Below are 581 nucleotides of genomic sequence, written 5' to 3'. Positions count from 1 at the left end.
GCGGCCTCCGCGCTCGGCGCTGTGTAGATCGGCCGGATCGCGGCAGCCAGCTCACGACGGTCCTTCCAGCTCGCGTAATCGAGGCTGTTGCGGATCAGGTGAACGATGCAGGTCTGCAGCGTGGTCGCCGGGAACACGGCCGCCAGCGCTTCGGGCATGCCCTTGAGGCCGTCAGTCACGGCGATCAGGATGTCATTCACGCCGCGCGTCTTGAGGTCGTTGAACACCTTCATCCAGAACTTGGCGCCTTCGGTGTTCTCGATCCACAGGCCCAGGATGTCACGCGTGCCGTCGGGCAGCACCCCCAGCGCAAGATAGACGGCCTTGTTGCGCACCACGGCGTCTTCCCGGATCTTGACCCGCAACGCATCGAAGAACACCACCGGATACATCGGATCGAGTGGCCGGGCCTGCCAGGCGGTGACCTCGGCCATCACCTCGGCGGTGACCGAGCTGATGAACTCGGGCGAGACGTCCGTTGCATATTGCTCCAGCAGGAAGCCCTGGATTTCACGCACGGTCATGCCCCGGGCGTACATGGCGACGATCTTGTCGTCGAAACCCTTGAAGCGTCGCTCGTG

General features: G+C 64.0%; 1 pseudogene. It reads right to left on the bottom strand.

The window, feature by feature from the left end:
• Positions 1–581, bottom strand: a pseudogene (locus KHN96_RS22700) (IS256-like element ISRso7 family transposase); the annotation flags it as partial.

It is taken from the genome of Ralstonia mannitolilytica (assembly GCF_905397375.1).
Lineage (GTDB): Bacteria > Pseudomonadota > Gammaproteobacteria > Burkholderiales > Burkholderiaceae > Ralstonia > Ralstonia mannitolilytica.
The sequence above is the reverse complement of the archived record's forward strand: the minus strand, read 5'-3'. Positions and strand labels throughout refer to the sequence as shown.